Source organism: Nitrospira sp. NS4, assembly GCF_049546785.1.
GTDB lineage: Bacteria > Nitrospirota > Nitrospiria > Nitrospirales > Nitrospiraceae > Nitrospira_D.
This window is the reverse complement of the sequence record NZ_JBMWAN010000004.1, coordinates 202,101-218,413: the sequence shown is the minus strand read 5'-3', so window position 1 is coordinate 218,413 and position 16,313 is coordinate 202,101. Positions and strand designations below refer to the sequence as shown.

14 protein-coding genes are annotated in these 16,313 nt (G+C 60.4%); 4 read left to right on the top strand and 10 right to left on the bottom strand.

All coding sequences use genetic code 11. The features are described 5' to 3' along the window. Nucleotides 1-399 precede the first annotated feature (399 nt). The 4 genes from ACO9S2_RS12910 to ACO9S2_RS12895 form a co-directional block, all read right to left on the bottom strand. Nucleotides 400-1,224, bottom strand: coding sequence for a hypothetical protein (locus ACO9S2_RS12910; RefSeq protein WP_423722791.1), 825 nt, complete (start codon nucleotides 1,222-1,224; stop codon nucleotides 400-402). A 224-nt stretch (nucleotides 1,225-1,448) separates the two neighbouring features. After that, nucleotides 1,449-2,894 carry an SH3 domain-containing protein gene (locus ACO9S2_RS12905; protein WP_423722790.1) on the bottom strand — a complete coding sequence of 482 codons (1,446 nt, stop codon included), beginning with the start codon at nucleotides 2,892-2,894 and terminating at the stop codon, nucleotides 1,449-1,451. Continuing rightward, nucleotides 2,891-3,931, bottom strand: coding sequence for a carboxypeptidase-like regulatory domain-containing protein (locus ACO9S2_RS12900; RefSeq protein WP_423722789.1), 1,041 nt, complete (start codon nucleotides 3,929-3,931; stop codon nucleotides 2,891-2,893). The genes ACO9S2_RS12905 and ACO9S2_RS12900 overlap by 4 nt, the downstream gene beginning before the upstream one ends. Then, entirely contained in the window at nucleotides 3,904-4,449 is a 546-nt protein-coding gene (locus ACO9S2_RS12895; RefSeq protein WP_423722788.1) for a hypothetical protein, read from the bottom strand. The genes ACO9S2_RS12900 and ACO9S2_RS12895 overlap by 28 nt, the downstream gene beginning before the upstream one ends. 368 nt (nucleotides 4,450-4,817) lie before the next feature. On the opposite strand from ACO9S2_RS12895, the gene ACO9S2_RS12890 reads away from it, so the two are divergent. The 4 genes from ACO9S2_RS12890 (at nucleotide 4,818) to ACO9S2_RS12875 (ending at nucleotide 8,583) form a co-directional block, all read left to right on the top strand. Next, nucleotides 4,818-5,447, top strand: a complete 630-nt coding sequence (locus tag ACO9S2_RS12890; RefSeq protein WP_423722787.1) for an acyloxyacyl hydrolase — start codon at nucleotides 4,818-4,820, stop codon at nucleotides 5,445-5,447. 911 nt (nucleotides 5,448-6,358) lie between these two features. Next, complete coding sequence (locus tag ACO9S2_RS12885; protein ID WP_423722786.1) at nucleotides 6,359-6,808, top strand: hypothetical protein; 450 nt, start codon at nucleotides 6,359-6,361, stop codon at nucleotides 6,806-6,808. A 204-nt stretch (nucleotides 6,809-7,012) separates the two neighbouring features. Next, nucleotides 7,013-7,984 carry an aldose 1-epimerase gene (locus ACO9S2_RS12880; protein WP_423722785.1) on the top strand — a complete coding sequence of 324 codons (972 nt, stop codon included), beginning with the start codon at nucleotides 7,013-7,015 and terminating at the stop codon, nucleotides 7,982-7,984. 179 nt (nucleotides 7,985-8,163) lie between these two features. Then, entirely contained in the window at nucleotides 8,164-8,583 is a 420-nt protein-coding gene (locus ACO9S2_RS12875) for a hypothetical protein (RefSeq protein ID WP_423722784.1), read from the top strand. Between the two features lie 15 nt (nucleotides 8,584-8,598). Here the strand turns inward: ACO9S2_RS12875 and ACO9S2_RS12870 are convergent, their stop codons facing one another. The 6 genes from ACO9S2_RS12870 to ACO9S2_RS12845 all read right to left on the bottom strand — a co-directional run bounded on the left by ACO9S2_RS12870 (nucleotide 8,599) and on the right by ACO9S2_RS12845 (nucleotide 16,054). Continuing rightward, nucleotides 8,599-10,341: a tetratricopeptide repeat protein gene (locus ACO9S2_RS12870; protein ID WP_423722783.1), complete on the bottom strand. Its 1,743-nt coding sequence runs from the start codon at nucleotides 10,339-10,341 to the stop codon at nucleotides 8,599-8,601. Nucleotides 10,342-10,642: 301 nt separating this feature from the next. Continuing rightward, nucleotides 10,643-11,245, bottom strand: coding sequence for a hypothetical protein (locus ACO9S2_RS12865; protein ID WP_423722782.1), 603 nt, complete (start codon nucleotides 11,243-11,245; stop codon nucleotides 10,643-10,645). A gap of 367 nt (nucleotides 11,246-11,612) precedes the next feature. Further along, on the bottom strand, nucleotides 11,613-12,383 hold the full coding sequence (gene mddA, locus ACO9S2_RS12860) for a methanethiol S-methyltransferase (RefSeq protein WP_423722781.1): 771 nt from the start codon (nucleotides 12,381-12,383) through the stop codon (nucleotides 11,613-11,615). A gap of 262 nt (nucleotides 12,384-12,645) precedes the next feature. Beyond that, complete coding sequence (locus tag ACO9S2_RS12855; RefSeq protein WP_423722780.1) at nucleotides 12,646-13,206, bottom strand: OsmC family protein; 561 nt, start codon at nucleotides 13,204-13,206, stop codon at nucleotides 12,646-12,648. Between the two features lie 89 nt (nucleotides 13,207-13,295). Continuing rightward, nucleotides 13,296-13,730 (bottom strand): hypothetical protein, encoded by a 435-nt coding sequence (locus tag ACO9S2_RS12850; RefSeq protein ID WP_423722779.1) that lies wholly within the window; start codon nucleotides 13,728-13,730, stop codon nucleotides 13,296-13,298. Nucleotides 13,731-14,506: 776 nt separating this feature from the next. Continuing rightward, nucleotides 14,507-16,054: a hypothetical protein gene (locus tag ACO9S2_RS12845; RefSeq protein WP_423722778.1), complete on the bottom strand. Its 1,548-nt coding sequence runs from the start codon at nucleotides 16,052-16,054 to the stop codon at nucleotides 14,507-14,509. Nucleotides 16,055-16,313 lie beyond the last annotated feature (259 nt).

Genomic DNA, 16,313 nt, shown 5'->3' with positions numbered 1-16,313 from the left:
CCTCGAGGAAGAGGTGACCCTCACCAATCTTCTTCCTGTGTATCACGATCCGCGGCTGAGGTCGGATTGCGGTGGCATATTAGTATTCGGAAGTTCGGGTGTCAATAGACTAATTGTGGATATACATGTAATAAAGGATGTGTCGATGCGATGGGGGTGGTGGAACTGGGCCGATGGGAAAGGGTGAGAAGTCTAAAGACTGGAAAATGGTCAGGCATCTTTTCTTGACATGCGTGCTTCACGTTCGCAGAAGATTCCCTATGCCATGTCGTCCACTCCTTGTTGCTGGCGCCTCGCCAATCATGTGCTGAATCGTCGTGTCGGGCGACTCTCGCTGTCTGCGCGAGGCGGCAAGGTATTAGAAGTCATTTCGGTTTGACCTGTCGCCTGCGTTTTGTGTCAGCGGGTTTCGTAATAGTCGATCAGCCGCTCTTGCAGGAGCTGGCTCGGCGCCGTACCGCTCTCTGATGAACTGCCCGTTACCTGTCTTGTGAGCTCTTTGATCCAGTTACCTGCACCGTCGTATTCATAGGTGGAGATCCATCTGCTGGTCGCACCGTGCTGAATTGTCTCGGTCGTTGTCCGGATACGTTTCCCTGTATCGTCATACTCGTGCCGGACTTTCCCGGTGACGGCTCCGCCGGGACTGTAGCTGGTCAGCCCGATCAATCTTCCATTGTTGTCATAGGTCCAGGCTAACTCAGCAAGCAATAGCTGGTCCCTATATCGTCCGGAATAGAGGATGCGTCCGAGGACATCGAATAGATTTCTGCTCGTCATGGTGCCGTCGGTATAAATCTTCTCTGCTAGGTTTCCGTCTCCGTCGTAGATGGAGAGTTCGGCATGGTGAAATTCGCCCTCTTGCGAGGCGGCAACCACGGCTGTCGCCCGTCCGGATGGATCCTGCGCATAGGCAAACAGTCTCCGGTAAAGAGGCGTCCCGTCGGCCTCATAGGCGATCTCTTCCTGAAGCTCGCCCCGCTGGTCGTAGGTGAACACATAGCGGGTTGAGTGCTTCTCCTCCCGTTGATAGACGATCGCCTCGGTGAGATTGCCTGCGCGGTCATAGGTTTCAGACGAAGAAGCGTCCGCTGTCATCGTCACGACGGATCGAACCGGACCGATCAGCTCGTTCTTCTCTCTGGTCGTCTTGCCGGAGGCCGCAGCATCGGAAGCGCACAGTATGGAGGCCAGTAGCCCTATGGCGATACAACGTGGAAGCATCTCGTCCCTCTGTGCGTGGAAAACATTGTAGGTCTTCCCATGGAGATTGGGAAAGGGGAAATATTGGAAAGGCCGGAGGTGCAAGAGAAGCATCTTGTCCTTTTCCGGTTGCGTGGCTGCCATGAACCGGTGACGCGTTCATCAGGAGTCGAATGGGGTGAACCAGAGGTCGTGACAGTCGAGGGCACACCGGCAAATCGTGCCGGAGTCAGGCAGATGGGGCATTATTGGGGTGTTGGTACGTCTGCGATGGGATAGCGTGTTGCCATGTCGTCGAGCTGTTGCAGCACGGCGGGATTCTGCCCGTCGCGCAGCAGGTACTTCATTGTACTGTGCGGCTTCTTCAATTCGGTGCGAAGCGCGTCGATAATTTTCGGCGGGGTGGGGTCAGCGGGATCCAGCGTCAAGGCCTGTTCCAGGTCTCTGAGCGCGCTGCCTGCCTCCTTCTGTACTGCGATGGCCGAGAGGGCGCGCAGGGAGTAGGCGGCGGGATCATAGGGCGTGGCCTTTACCGCCTTCGAAAAATAATCCATCGCTGAGGGATCGGCCTGGAACACGGTCCCTTTGGTCAACAGCGTGCCGGCTCCCAGCAGTTGATAGGCTGAGGCCAGGCTGGGATTGTCGGCCCCGGAGTTCGGTGCGCTGACGTATTGGGCGAACTCCCGCCGCGCATCCTCATACCGCTTGAATTGATACCGGTACAGGCCGGCCACGAAATGCACAATCGGCAGCGAGAAGCGCGCGCGTACCAGGTGCGCCGGCACCCACCCGCGCGCATCGCCAACCGCCAGTTCGTACCACAGGCCCGTCTTGGCCAGGTAGCGCATGTCCAGCACGCGGTACGATCCGTTGAGCGTGACCTTTCGCACGGGCTGCCCGGCAGGCGCGGCTTTCAGCGTGATCGTCAGGTGTGCGGCCTCGATCGTGCCGGGAGGAACATCCACGACGGAGTTGTCGATGTAGGCGAATGTGCCGTTGGCCAGGCGCACCTTGAACCAGCCCTTGTCCATGTCGACGGCATCCAGGGCTGTGTTTTTGGAGATTTTCGCGACCGCCTTGGCGGAAGGATCGGCCGTGGCGCGCAGTGTCGCGGCCGCGCGCGTCACGATGCGGCGATCAAAGAGTTGCGCGCGGGTCGTCTCGACCGGCGGAAAATTGTAGTTGGTGCGCGTGATTTCGGCTTGGAGTCCCGGCGCCAGCGGGGGTTGGCCGAACAGCCCCAGCGTGAGCTGCACGTCCGCGGTTTCGGGTAAGAGGGAAAGGTACGTGCTCACGTAGAGGTCGTCGCCGGCGGCATTGACCGCGCCCCACACCGCCATGCCGGCTTCCTGTCCCTTGGCGAGGCCGATCGCGGCCTCATGGTAGGCTTGCTCCAGCATGTCGGTGATCCGCTCGTTGCCGGGAGCCCGGGCGAGAATGACGCCGGCCCCGGCTTGATCGCTGATGGCGGTGAGGATTTCCCGCCAGACCAGATAGCTGATCGACTTCCCCATGCCCGTGTCGCCCGGGTCGAGGAACTCCGCCACCAGCGCCTTGCGTGCGACGTGACTCAATACCACGTCTGTGCCGGTCTGCGGCCCCGCCTTAAATCCGATAATCTCGCCGGCGTCGGTGCAGGGTATCGGCGAGACCAACGCCAGCAGCAGGATCATGAGCAGACGCAGCATCATTTCGCCAATTCCCTGTCCACGGCGCCGATCAAGAGATTGAGTTGCGAGACCAGCGCCTCGTCGCCCGGGCCGGCGCCCGCTCGTTCGGCATGGAGATATTTGCGGATGCGCGCGAAGGCCTGCTTGTCATGCGTGGACAGGGCCTGGCGGTAGTCGTTGACGCCGAGCGCCAGCACCGTGCTGCGGCCCCACAGCTTGCTCAGATATTTATAGAGACGTGGCGAGGTGACGCTGTCCACCGGCACCTCATCGTCCACATAGAGCACGGGGGCGCCAACCGGTGGTTCCGCTTGCGGGACCACCAGAAAGGTTGAGGAGACGCCGAGTGAGCGCGAGCCACCGACGCCCGTCTCCACGGCTCCGTAGCCGGAGATCATCCCCAGGGCATTCAGATATGTCCCGTATGTCCGCAGGCGGTCGATGTCGTTGGCCTGCTCGAGGGGAAGCAGTTTCATGCTGACCGCCTGTGAGCCACTCACTCCGGCGGCCTGCAGGTGTGTGACGATGACGCGCTCAAGGTTTGCGCGCAGCCTCTCATTGACGTGCTTGGGATCTGACGCCTGGATACCGGTGAAGGTATAGGGAATGAGGAAGAGCGGCGTGCTCCCGGGCGCCGCGGTGAATTGCTTGAGGGCTTCCTTCTCCGTTGCCGGAATGGATCCGCTGCCGCTGATCGGGTCCAGTTGGATAGAGACGGGCGATGGTGACTGGCCTTCGGTGAACCGCACCTGCTTATTTACCGGGTGAAAGCCCGGTTTGGAGAATTTCAGCATCAGCCGTCCGCCCGCATCGCGCAATTCTCCGGCGGGGAATAGCGCCGCGGCGTCGAACTGGAAGTGTCCCTGGTTGTCACTCGGCGGCAGGGTCTGGACCGTGCGAATCTCCACCTGCACCTGCACGTCCGCCAGCGGTGTTCCGTTGCGCGCGGTCACTGTGCCGTTCAGGAGCGGGGCGGCAGCGGCGGCTCCCGCGCTGATCAAGGCACAGAGGATGGCGCCGATGAGGTGTTTCATGGCTTCTCGCAAGGAAACTCCCATGTGCTCTCGCTCCCGCGCGCGAGGCGGCCTGGCGCGATGGCCTGCTCCCGCGGTTTGCAGGAGGGAGAACTGATGCGCAACGTGCGCGCGCGCCCGTTCCATGCGGGGCTGTAGAAGGCGACGAATTCGCCTGTGTCGGTGTCGACGGCTCCTCCGGTCGATACGGCTTCGTGGCGAAGGTCGAGCAGGTCGACTCTGGCCCCGGTCAACTCCTGGCCCGCCACTCGTCCGATGAGCCGGTCCGGCAGGGCGGTTTGAGAGGCGATGCCGAATAAGATGCCGATGGCAATCAGCCCGAGGCCTCCTGCCCCGAGCAGGGGAAGCAGCTTCGCGTTCCGCCAGTCAGGCAGCAGCGGGCGCATGGTGATACTCAGCACGAGCAACACCAGCGCGAGGAGAAAGAGCTGCAGGATCAGCGCGGGAAGCTCAATGCCGGCTTTGGTCAGCACCTCGACCACTTTGTCGAGGACTTGGCCGGGCAGGTCGAGCAGTTTAATCGGATCCGTAGTCTCTTCCACGCGCCTTGCCCTTCCGGTCGCAGGAGACCCATGTCCATCGAGTTGCGGGGGGTGCCGGAAACTCCGGCAGGATGTTGAGACATTCTGCTCATACAGCAGCAAGAGGGGAACGGTTCGATGCCCTTTGGCTCTAACCACCCGACATGCCGGAATATACGCTTACGATGATGAGGGGTCAACGAAGTGCCGACCGGATCGCATCCGCAATGAGGGCCTTCTTGCGCGCGGATCAGTGTGGCCAAGCGTGCCGGCATGCATCATGGCGGTTCTCTTGCCGCGAGCGCGAATGCGCGCGTTTTTTAGTTGTGCGGGACAGTGTTCTACCGGTATAATTACCCGTTTGCCACCAGAAAGGATGCTGTCTACCAATGATTGAGCACATTGACCGGAACCTCGCTAGGCGGAGAGCGCACAGGGTGGCAGGAGCTTTCTTGACCTGGCTGGCGCTAGGCTGTCTGGTGCTCGACTTTCTTGCCCCCTCGCCAAGCTCTGCCGAGGGCGTGCGCTTATTTGACGGCGTGAGCTTATATAGTGTCAGTGTACGCGGAGGCTTCAGCGGCCATTCTCCAATCGGAAAAATAGAGTTAGAAGATTTTCAACAGTATGACGTCCTGGCGATGGCCCGGCTCCCCTGGGAATGGTATTCCGAGTCAGGCTGGGGGGTCGGCACAAGGTGGGGGTTGAGTGCGGGGGCAGTGAGAGCGGCGGGGGACACTGCGTTTATTACCACATTTTTCCCAGGGTTCTCATTCGGTAAGAAGGACGGACGGTTCTCACTCGACGCCGGAGGGGGATTTGCGCTCCTAAGCCAACATAGATACGGGACTCAGGACTTGGGGGGAGCGTTCCAGTTCACCTGGAACATAGCCCTCAGAGCTCAGGTCTATGGGCCGATTGGTCTGGGCTATTTCTTCCAACACCTATCCGACGCCACCATGTATGGCGACAACGGTCGAGGGGTCGATCAACACTTATTTGAACTCATCTATCGATTCTGAACGCCAACAAACTGGTGGCCAATCTCGAGGACTTCCTGTCGCAACAAAGGGGGTGGCCATCCTCTTCCCCCATGATTTCCACGCCTTGCCGCTGACGACCTCGCCCGTGATGTTCCGAATGGTTGCGTCGGCGAGTCTCGCTGTATGAGCCGCGGGCTGACTCCGCCGTGCTTGAGAAGCTTCTCGCCGACGGGCAGTGAAAAAAGCTCCCGACTCTGCTGAAGGGGTGCTCAATCAGTTGCGATCGAGAGACCTTCCGCGTGAATGACGCGCGGGTGACCGTCCTGCTTCCGGATCAGACTCCGGCGCAGCCGATCGACCTTGGAGTGATCAAATGGGTGCAGGGTCATTAGTTCGGAATGGAGTTGCTTCGCATGCTGTTTGAGGCTTGGTAACGGATCTGCGACAGGTCGCAACTCGAACTCATCCACTTGCTGAGGGCCCGGAAAGGTGAAAAGACCTGACCGGGGGCTTGCTCCGACAACCCCGCCCCTGCCGCTCCTGAACCTCTGCTCGTTTTTCGCTCATCGCCTGAAATGTTGTGCATGGGTCTTTGCGCCTGTCAGCTGCTAGGGCGTCCTGCGGGTTAAGTCGTCTCGTACCTGGCAGGATATTCCTCAGTAACTTTGTCATAATTGATAATACGTACACGCGAAGGTTTCCATTTCTTACTGTATGGTAACGGCTACAGTGATTGAAGCCTTGCAAAATCAACATGATATGGATGTACGATTCGAGCGTGTGAAGGCGATCGCCTTCATAGGGTCAGGCTTATTGACTGCGGAGACGGGGCTGAATGCTGAAATGGCTCATAAAAATCGTTTCGGCGTTTGCTGTTTCGCGGTACAGGGTTTGCTCTTTTGCCAAAATCGTAAGCGGGTACCACATCCGATGATTTTGGAGGCCTGATCATGGAGATGCGCACGCTGGAAAAAATGTTCTCTCAATACGCGTCGGTTGAACTGGAGGAAGAAAGCCCGGAAGAGGCGGATGTCGAGCAGTCGGCTGCCGTGATCTCCTGGGAGGCTGGTCCTCTGTGGCGTCGCTGTGAAGCGCGGGCTGCGATTCGGCAGGAGTGCTCGTATGAGGTGCTTGATGTTACGGGAGACGAGTCGTTCGTAATCGAGCAGGGAGAGGCCTTCGCACTCAACCGGAGTGCAGAAGGGATCCTTCTTTTCATGGGGCGCGCCTTTCGGGAAAAACAATTGATCGAAGTCCACATGTCCCGCTCCAGATGGGGCCGGATCGCGAACGTGTACGAAGCTCGATGGAGCAAGCCGATCCGGATTGAGTCAGGTGAGACGTTGTATCTGGTGGGAGGCCGGCGGATATTCGGCCCCTGCGACTACGTCTCATTCTAAATTTCTACTGCATCGTTGGCTGCAAGGGAGGGGTGGGGCCTGTTTTTGAGGCTCCCCCCTCCCGTCCGTTTTCCCCTCATGCCGTTCGTGAGCCATCGCTCAGTTCTCTCCGCTGAATCGACCCATTGCCGGCGGTCGTCACCTGTCAGGGTGCTATACTCGGGCCACGAAACAGCACTGAGGCCCGTATAGCGACAGGCCGCCATGGTGAACGAATTCACGCCGGATACAGAGATTTCACTGTCTTTCGAAAATCAACGCGCGGTGGTGTCGCCCTGGGGCGCCTCACTACGGAGGTATTTCGTCATAGACGCCAGCGGGGGCGAAACCGACATTCTATGGGGCTACTCGGGGGGCGGCAGCAAGAAGGGCGGTCAGGGAGATGTTCTCATTCCGTTTCCGGGACGCGTGGCGGAGGGCCGGTACTTGTTTGACGGCCGGGTACTGCAACTCGACCGGAATGACAAGGAAGGGCCGAACGCCATCCACGGCTTTGTCCGGTCGTTGCCGTGGAGCATGCAGCCTGCCGATTCGAATCGTGCGACGTTCGACGTCCGTCTCGATGCCGGGACCTACGGCCGCCGAGGCTATCCGTTTACGCTCGACGTTGGCGTCACGTACCTTCTGGATCACCGGGGATTGTGCTGCTCTTTCGAGGTGCGGAACGCGGGGCATGAGGCGGCGCCGGTCGGAGCGGGATTTCATCCCTACTTCACGGTCGGCACTGCGCTGGTCGATCAGGCCGAAGCGAAGATCCCCGGCGCGGGAATTGTGGCATTTAACGAACGGCTTCTGCCGACGGGCACGATTCTCTCTGCGGCTGGTTCAGAGTGGGATTATCGTGACTATCGCCTGATCGGCCATCGCCGGTTCAATCATTGCTATACCCGGCTCGAACGCGATCCGGACGGACTGGCCACGGCCGCCCTGCGTGATGTGAAGAGCGGGCGTCTGGTCGAGGTCGTGATGGATCGCTCGTTTTTCGCGGTGGTCGTGTACACGGGCGATGCGATTGCCGACGCCCCGCGCCGCGCGGTTGCCATCGAGCCGATGACCTGCGCGACGGATTCGTTCAATCATCCGGAGTGGGGCTTGAAGCGGCTGGTTCCGGGAGAAACATTTTCCGGCCGCTACTGGGTCAGGCACCGCCGGGAACCGGGCCTGCCTCAGAAATAGCACCCCGGATCCGCGCGACCTTTCGGCGTGCGGATGCTGTCCCGGCCTCCCTCAGCGATATGACTGCGGAGGTCCTACCGTTTCGCGGTTGCCGCCTTTCATGGCGGACGGATACAATCCGGTCATTTGCACGGGCCTTCTGCGCGGCTCAAGCGGCATGGAAGCCTTCAGGGAGGTCTATGACGGAAGATACACAGCAGGGGAATGCTTCTCAGCTGGCCGAACTGGTCGTGAGCGCCGGGCGGCATCAACAGCTTCAGGACATCGTGTCGTATGTGAAAGCCATTCATCACCATATCGATCCGGACATGTACCGCATCTCCATGCCGAAATTGGAGGAGTTGGAGTGGTGCGTCGAGGGCGTCGAGTTTGAGTCGGAAGGATTCAAAGAATGTCTCGGGTTCACCATGACGGTGTCCTGGGAGGACCTGATATTTTTACAGCTTGTCGTGGAGGCGGCGGACACGTATTCCCATAGAAGAACCACCGGCTGGCGGGTGGAGGGCATTACTGATCCGGGCTTTGATGATCTGATGAAGTGGCTGGCCCGGGAAGAAGACGAGCTGTTCCGCCAGAAGAACAATAGACCATCGGGCTGAAGCCGACACGAAGGCTTATGGAGTGGGCATCGGTTGCAGATCGCTCGAGAGGCGTGACGTGTTCGATCCCTGCATCGACGGATGAGCCGCCGCCACGATCCGGAAGCGGACTTCATCCACATGGTTATAGGCGGAGGTTTTCTCTCCGGCGAACAGGCCGCAACGATAGAGACCCGGTATCCACCCCGTGCCGGGCCTGGAGAGCATGAAATAGCCGGACTGGTCGTTCATGGTCGTCATGGCCTGGTCCTGTACAACGGGGCTTTGTCTGCCGGTTCCCTCCGAGGTCTCCAGAAAACATTGTGCTGTAAGGGGGACCGCATCATAGGAGGCCCCCACGAGTCCGAACACCAGGTAGATGTCCTGTTGGGTGGCGGGAAAGCTGTCTCCAGGGTTCAGCGGAATAAAGTCGTGCGCCCCGGTGGGAAAATCGTCCCGCATGACCTTGCCTGCGGGGATGACAAATCGAAACCAGCTGAAATCGGAATCTCTCCCCATCAGCGCGGCGCCTGTCTCCAGCGTCTTCTGCGGCTTGACTCGGTCGAGTGCCTTCGCGAAGAGGTCTTCGGCCGCTGCTTCTCCGGAATGAGCCGGATCGCCGGCCGGAGTCACGGCGACAGGAGTCTCGCGTTGGAGTTGCGCCAACTCGGGGACATGAGGGCGCACCTTGTCGAGCCACTTCTCCAGTTTGCCCTTATCCAGCACACGGGTTCCCGGCGGCAGGACCATACCCTTGTTCGCTTCTTCAAACTCGACGGCCGTCTCGTAGAGGATCTGAAAATGGACGAAGGCGTCTTCCCATCGTTCCAATTCAACCAGACACTGGCCCATGCGAAACACCGAATCCGTATAGTCTTCATCGGTCGTATCGAGATCGGAGAGTTTGCGGAAAATGGTCAGGGCTTCTTTGCATTGGCCCACTTGCATGAGCGTCAGTCCGAATTGGTAGGTTGCCGTGGGATCCATCGGGTTGAGCGCCAGCATCCTGCGGTAGATCGGCTCAGCCTCCTGATAGCGACCCGCCTCGAAGTGTCTCCAGGCTTCACCGCGCAGGAAGGCCCATTCTTTCAATTGGGCCTCTGTGGCGTCCGGAGTGAGGACGCGCGCGTAGCGCCGGCCTCGCTCCGTGGAGGTGCCCTCGATCAGGGACAGCAGCGTCCTGGCCGGGAGCTCCAACGGGGATCCGGGGGGCGCATTATTCAGGATCTCCTGCACGTCGCCGTTCGCCCCGTCGTAATCCAGCACATCGAACCGCGCCCGGGCCAGCGCGAGCCGCCAGCCGAGCAGATCCGGCCTGAGTGCGACAGCCTGCTTATACGATTCCAGCGAATCCTCCAGGCGGTCGAGCTTCCGGAGTTCCTGCGCGAGTCGCAGATGAGCTAAAGGGTTTTGTGCATCGATCTGGGCGATGTGTTGCAACTCGGCGAGGGATTCCTCCGCCTGTCCCCACCGGACCAGGACACTCCATTTCGCCCATCGGACATCGAGTGCGGTTGAGTTCCCGGCCAGGACGGCGTCATAGGCCTGGACTGCCAGTTGGGGGCCCCGGGATGTGGCCAGGATATCACCGCGTAGTTTGTGGAGGGCCAGGGCCTGCGGATGGTTGTGGAGGCTCTGATCCAGCAGATCGAGGGCGCTTAAAACCGCGCCGCTTTCCCACAGGGCTTTGGCCTGTTGGGCGACCTGCTCCGCTGAGGGAGCCGGACGTTCCTCCGCGAACGCGAGCGGACTCAGCAAAAAGAGCGCCGTCAGCGGCACACCCAGGAGTCCCGCAATTGAACGAGACCTCAGGCGGACGGCAGCAGGTTGCCTATGAGCTGGACAAGTTCTATGCATCAGCATGCGAGGCAGTATTCGCTGAACGTCACTTTACCAAGGGGAGGATGAAAGTGGTAGAGCCTGTGCCGGGTGGGTCGAGACGGGATAGGCAGGCGGCGGAAGGAGGTGCGAGAGTCTATTGTATGAGCCGTTCATGTCGGGAACGGACAGCCATAAGCCATCCCCCGTGGAAGGGCTGCCCTGCGGAGAGCCGCGGGGCAGTCCGAGGGGCGCGAGGCGGTTACTTCATTTTTCTGGGGTCCTGGTACACCATGAGGTGGGCGTAAGGAGTGCCCTCGAACATGATGTAGGTGCCGGAGGGATTCGGGCCGGTCGGGAGCTGTGTGGCTGCCGGGTCAAAGGGCCACATGACCATCCAGTGCGCGGGTTCTTTCACCACCTTGGCCCCGTCTCCGGACATGACCACTTTCCCGTCCTTTTCAAAATGGGATCCGCCGCGCGCCATGTAGGCGATGCCGGGCACGGTGTTCGTCGGTTTTGGCGCGTTGTTCATGATGTCGGTCAACCATTGGTGAGCGGCAGGGTCCATGCACATGGGGTCGGGATCCGGCAGATTCATCACGGTCGGGATGCAGGTAAAGCCGTTGGCGCTCTTCCTGGTTTCGGTCAGCTTGCCGTCGGCGCCGTAGATCATGATGCCGGCTTCTTTCGCGATGTGCGCCGGAGCTGCGCTCAATGCCAGCGCCGTCTGGTCCTGTTCGGACATCGCTTTGACCTCCTTGACGGTGGCCGCTTTCTTTGGGTGTTTGTCGCCCGCCGTGGTGATCGCCGGCATCAAGAGGGTACATGCGATCAGGACGGCAGAGAGGATGTGGTGAATCATGGCTTCCTCCTTGGTGTAGGTGGATGGAATAAGGGCTGGACTCAACGCTAGCGCGAACGGACGGAGATGTCCAGAGGATCAACCGTGACGCCGGCGCGGGGAGGGCGCCCGATCAGTCTCCCGTTCGGCAGGAGCGGATACCCGGCTGCGGGTTAGTGCATGACGGCGAACAGAACCGGTGCCAGCAGCCACAGGATGCCCTTGACCAGAAAGAAAGCGGCGCCTGCCATTCCGACCCGGGACCAGTTACTCGATGGTTGCTTCCTATGGGATGGCCTGGGACCGGTTAACATTCTCATGGTCCGACCTCCATGATGGGGGACGCGAGGCAGGCGTCCGTTTCAACCTGAACACCTGCCTCGACGGTTTAGGCGACTCTCGCGGGCCTTGTGCGGACCCCGGCCGGCGCATACGGGCTGACAGCCGGGATGAGCATCGGGACCTCCTTGCGGTACTGCCTGTACGAGTCTCCATGGATGTCGATCAAGTCCCGTTCTTCCCACCGGATGGCAATCAGAATATAGGCCGTCGTCGCCAGCGCGAAGACCAGATGGGCCGCCGTCATCGTCGGGGTAGCCCAGAAGGTGAACAGCCATCCGACATAGAGCGGATGGCGCACATAGCGGTAGAGACCGGGCGTGGCGAACTTCAAGGGCGTATAGGGCTGGCCCTTGAGATGGAGCCAGACCTGCCGCATGCCAAACAGATCGAAGTGATTGATCAGGAACGTCGTCACGAGGATCAGGAGCCAGCCCCCGGCATAGAGGCTGTAGATCGCCCCGCGGAGGATCGGATCGTTCACCTCCCAGACCGTGCCTCCCATCGGTTGCCAGGCATGGAAGAGCAGAAGCAGGGCCAGGCTTGAGAAGAGCACGTAGGTGCTCCGCTCAACCGGCTTTGGGACCAGGCGCGTCCACCATTGTTTGAACGCAGGTCTGGCCATCACGCTGTGTTGCACGGCGAACAAACCCAGCAACAGGGTATTGATCAGCAGAGCCTGTCCGAACGGGACCGTCGCCGTGCCGTCGATGGTCTTGCTCAGGCCGATGTTGCCGATGAAGGCAACGCCAAAGAGAAAAGTGGCGAGAAATATCAAATAGCAGACGGTGCCGTAGGTGAATGCGATGATGCGTGTCATGGTGAGGTCCTCCCTTCGTTATTTGAGTCGCGCATTGGGTGCTGGGGATGCGGAACGGACTGAGATTGTCTGTCGCATTCTCTATGGTGATCGACAGGGTCTCCGATGTATAGGAGCAGGGCTGAGATCGAGGCGCCGAGATCGCTGACGGCCCTCCCCATCAAGCCTTCCAGTGTTTGTTCATTGATAGCCACGGTCATTCTCCTCGTAGGCAAGGGCTGCTTGAGGCCCGGCCGTCCCGCAGGACGGCCGGGCCGATCCATCAGCGGGTTTGGATGTTGATTGACACTGGCACCGGGTTCGAGACGATGTCGTGGACCGGCGAGAATTTGGTGAGTTCCTTCAACTGCTCCGCCGTACCGTCGGTCTTGATCGTGAAGTTCACGCGGATTTCTTTGTAGCCCCGCCGGACCTGGTCGGGCAGACCCAGGAACCCCTGCAGATCCAGATCCCCCTCCAGCGTGGAGTCCACCGATTCGATCCGGATCCCCCGCGCCGCCGCATGGTACACGAGCGATGTGGTCAGGCAGGCAGCCAGGGCGTGGAGGACAAATTCCACGGGGTTCGCACCCTCGTCGTTTCCGAGCAGCACCGGGGGTTCGCCTGCGTCGACCACGAAGGGCGTCGTGCGGACGTTGTCTTCCTGCCCGGCACCGTAGAAGCTCTGAATGGTCGAGCGATTGTGCCCGCCCGTGATCCATCGATTCTTCGCGCGAAACTGGAACGTGGCGAGGCCTGGGTTTTTCTGCAGGGCTTCGATCGTCGTCCCCATGCGATCGGTATCGACCCCGTTGATGACTCCCTTCAAGATTGCCTGTGACAACGTGCATCCTCCTTGTTGATGATGGTGTTGGTTGGTGATGAGTTGCCGAAACAAGAGCCGGTCGGCATTCCGGCAGAAATCTTTCCAATTCATCTCGTCACCCGCTCGAGCGGCATCCGGTGAAACACTTCTCCGCAGGGCGGCACTCCCGTTTGAAGCGAGAGGAACGTCCGCTTGATCAATGCGAACGACAAGGGCTGCCAGCGATTCCATGGCGCCAGCGACAGGGTCTGTGCCAGCAGGCAATAGCCGATCAGCACCCGTGCCGTGGTTCCTACCAGTTGCAGCCAGTGGATCCACTGCAACGGTTCCCATAATCCGGCGATCAGCATCGCCAGGTAGGCGATCCGGAGCTGCACGGGAAAGGCGGCGGCGTCCCGCGTGAGCCGGATCACATGAGCGATCTGGACGGCACAGAGGACCATGGCCAGGAAGATTCCCGTCGGCCATCCGGAGAGGCCGGCTCCCAGCAGACCCACTGTCAGGAACCAGTACCACCAGCCGAGATCGTGAATCCTTCGCATCGCCTTGCTCCTTGCGGTGAGTGAATGACCCGATGCCGAGTCTCAATAGCAGCATCGATGCCAGAACAGGATGGAAAGAGAGATGATGGAAATTCAGTGAATTAGGTGCGAAAAGGCTGAAGCAGGCGGTAATGACATTTTGCGATTTACGAAATCTCATGAGGCGCCTCACGAAGTTTCGTGAGGGCAGAAGAGGTATGCGGATCGAACGATGAGGAATGAAAGGGGAGCGGGAATCCTGCCTGAATGGTCAACGCCGCCAAAGGCTGCGACAGGGGGAAGAATTGAAGTTGCCCCGCGCGGTGTTCGCGGCAGGCCCGACCACGTAGCGGAGTTCCGTACCTGGTCGGGCTAGTGAAACCGAGAAACGGGGGGTAGGTTGAAAGGCCTCGGGGTCGCAGGCGGGTGGATGTCTGATGAGGTCACTACCCACATTATTCATGACCGCGTCTACTGCACCTGCCGAGACGCCGCTGCGTGTCGCTCGTCGTTCGTGAAGCGTGCAGTGCAGGATTGAAAGAGCCTGCCTGCATCGCCGCTTGGGAAATACGAGATACGCTTCACGAGTTACAGGATCCCATGCGATTTCGCGATGAACCATCACGAATAATGTAGGCGAAGTAGATCGAACTTCGTCCGGGGCGTCAGGAAGGTGAAATCAGCGGCCCATGACTGAACCTCTCGGACATCCGATCCGTTGGACTCCCGTCGATTTGCCGGATGGCTTGGTCGCGGCCAACAGACAAGGGAGTCCGGCGGACCAGAGGCGAATAGGCTCAGAACCGTGAATCTGTAAGCCTGATGTCCGCCCGCGTCCAGGCCTGTATCAGTTGCCGGTCAATTTCGGCGGCTTCGGCGTCGCGCTGTTGCGCCTTCAAGCTTTGCTCCAGCCCGAACAGCGCCCAGCCATTGCGGGGATGTTGCCGAAGATCCTCCCGGTACATCGTCTCCGCTTCAGCCGCGCGGCCTGCCTGCAGGAGCACGGAGCCCAATGAATGGCGGACCGGAATATGCCAGAGCGGCGGTTCGTAATACCGGACGGCGTCTTCGATCGCGGTCGCTTCCATCAGCGCCGCGACCGCAGAGTCGAGATTGCCCCGGCGCGCCTCAATTTCCCCGGCTAACACCCGTTCCGCGATTCTGGCCAGTTCGACGGCGGGGACCACGCCGACCGTGCGGTCTTCAGGAAGACGGCGCACGGTCTCCACGAGCGACCGGTGTTCCTGGCGGGCTTCCGTGAACCGGTGAGTCGCGGCCAGGGCGACCCCCCGGGCGTAGTGCCAGATCGCCGTCGTATAGAGCAACTCCTGCGGCGGTTTGGGCTGCGCCAGCATGTCGGTCCATTGCCCGAAGCGGACGAAAGCAAAAAGCAGCGTCGGCGTAAATTCCTCCAGCGCCGGCGCCTTCCGCGCGTGTTCCCACGAGGCCAGTTGATGGAGATTGCGCGCGGCCTGCAATGCCTCGCGGCTTCGGCCTTCCAGCGTCAGCGCGGCCCAGAGGAAATGCAGGTTGTGGGGATAGTAGCCGAGAGGGTAGATCCCGGAGAGTCGGCGTTGTGCCAGATACTCATGATCGACCGACACGGCATGGAGGTTGTGCTCGGCTGCTTTTTCGTAGAGCCCCAGCCGGAGATACAGGTGCGCCGGCATATGGACCAGATGACCTGCGCCGGGCGCAAGCCCAGCCAGCCGTTCCGCGCAGGGGAGCGCACGCTCGGGGCGAGACGAGGCCTCCACCGCATGAATATAGTAGTGACAGGCGCCGGGATGGTCCGGGTGGACCGCCAACACCTGCTCCAGAGCCGCCAGGATCTCGCCGGTCCGACCCTTGGGCCAGCCGTCGGGCGTCCAGTAATCCCAGGGCTGCTGATTCATGAGGGCTTCGGCGTAGAGTGTGCCGGCTGTCGCATCCCCGGGATCTCGTTGCCACAGGTCTTTCATGGCCCGGGCGTAGGCTTCATCCAGCTGTGTGCGTTCAGCGCCATCCTCGCCGGCATAGCGGGTAGCGAGTGACTCGATATACGATCGTTCCTGCGGGGTCGCGCGTCCCGCCAGTTTCAAAGCCGTCTGTATGGCCTCGAACGCCTGTTTCTCTTGGGGCCGATCCATGGGCAGGTTGATATTCGGTCCCAGCGCCAGGGCGATTCCCCAATGGGGCATCGCAGCCCGGGGATCCAGCCGCGCGGCTTCCCGGAATGAATTGATGGCTTCTTCGTGATTGAAGGCAAACACCAACCGCAGGCCCTGGTCGAAATATTGCTGGGCAAGGGCGGACGAGATCGTAACGGGATGATGGAGCGTGCCGAGATTCGAGAATAACGGCACCGGATCCGTCCCCTTCGCGGGCTGAGACGAAGATAGATCGGCAGACGCCGTCCATGCCGTGAGGCAGACCCCAGAAGCCAGGCCAATCCCAAGCCATGTCGATACTCGACTGCGGTGACGGTTGTTCTGTCGTTGGTGCGGCATCATGCGGACTCCTTTCTCGCCACGTCGGGTGCCTGCCAAATCAAAAAGGCCGCAGGCTGGATTCTGCCCGATCGTCCGGCCCTTTACGCTCATCCGAGCTGTCTCGACTCCAGTG

What these genes read in the sequence shown, in the direction of transcription:
- ACO9S2_RS12885 (WP_423722786.1), top strand. Translation starts at nt 6,359, where the DNA reads ATGGAGATGCGCACGCTGGAAAAAATGTTCTCTCAATACGCGTCGGTT.
- ACO9S2_RS12850 (WP_423722779.1), bottom strand. Translation starts at nt 13,730, where the DNA reads ATGCGAAGGATTCACGATCTCGGCTGGTGGTACTGGTTCCTGACAGTG.
- ACO9S2_RS12900 (WP_423722789.1), bottom strand. Translation starts at nt 3,931, where the DNA reads ATGGGAGTTTCCTTGCGAGAAGCCATGAAACACCTCATCGGCGCCATC.
- mddA (WP_423722781.1), bottom strand. Translation starts at nt 12,383, where the DNA reads ATGACACGCATCATCGCATTCACCTACGGCACCGTCTGCTATTTGATA.
- ACO9S2_RS12875 (WP_423722784.1), top strand. Translation starts at nt 8,164, where the DNA reads ATGACGGAAGATACACAGCAGGGGAATGCTTCTCAGCTGGCCGAACTG.
- ACO9S2_RS12890 (WP_423722787.1), top strand. Translation starts at nt 4,818, where the DNA reads ATGATTGAGCACATTGACCGGAACCTCGCTAGGCGGAGAGCGCACAGG.
- ACO9S2_RS12880 (WP_423722785.1), top strand. Translation starts at nt 7,013, where the DNA reads ATGGTGAACGAATTCACGCCGGATACAGAGATTTCACTGTCTTTCGAA.
- ACO9S2_RS12910 (WP_423722791.1), bottom strand. Translation starts at nt 1,224, where the DNA reads ATGCTTCCACGTTGTATCGCCATAGGGCTACTGGCCTCCATACTGTGC.
- ACO9S2_RS12905 (WP_423722790.1), bottom strand. Translation starts at nt 2,894, where the DNA reads ATGATGCTGCGTCTGCTCATGATCCTGCTGCTGGCGTTGGTCTCGCCG.
- ACO9S2_RS12865 (WP_423722782.1), bottom strand. Translation starts at nt 11,245, where the DNA reads ATGATTCACCACATCCTCTCTGCCGTCCTGATCGCATGTACCCTCTTG.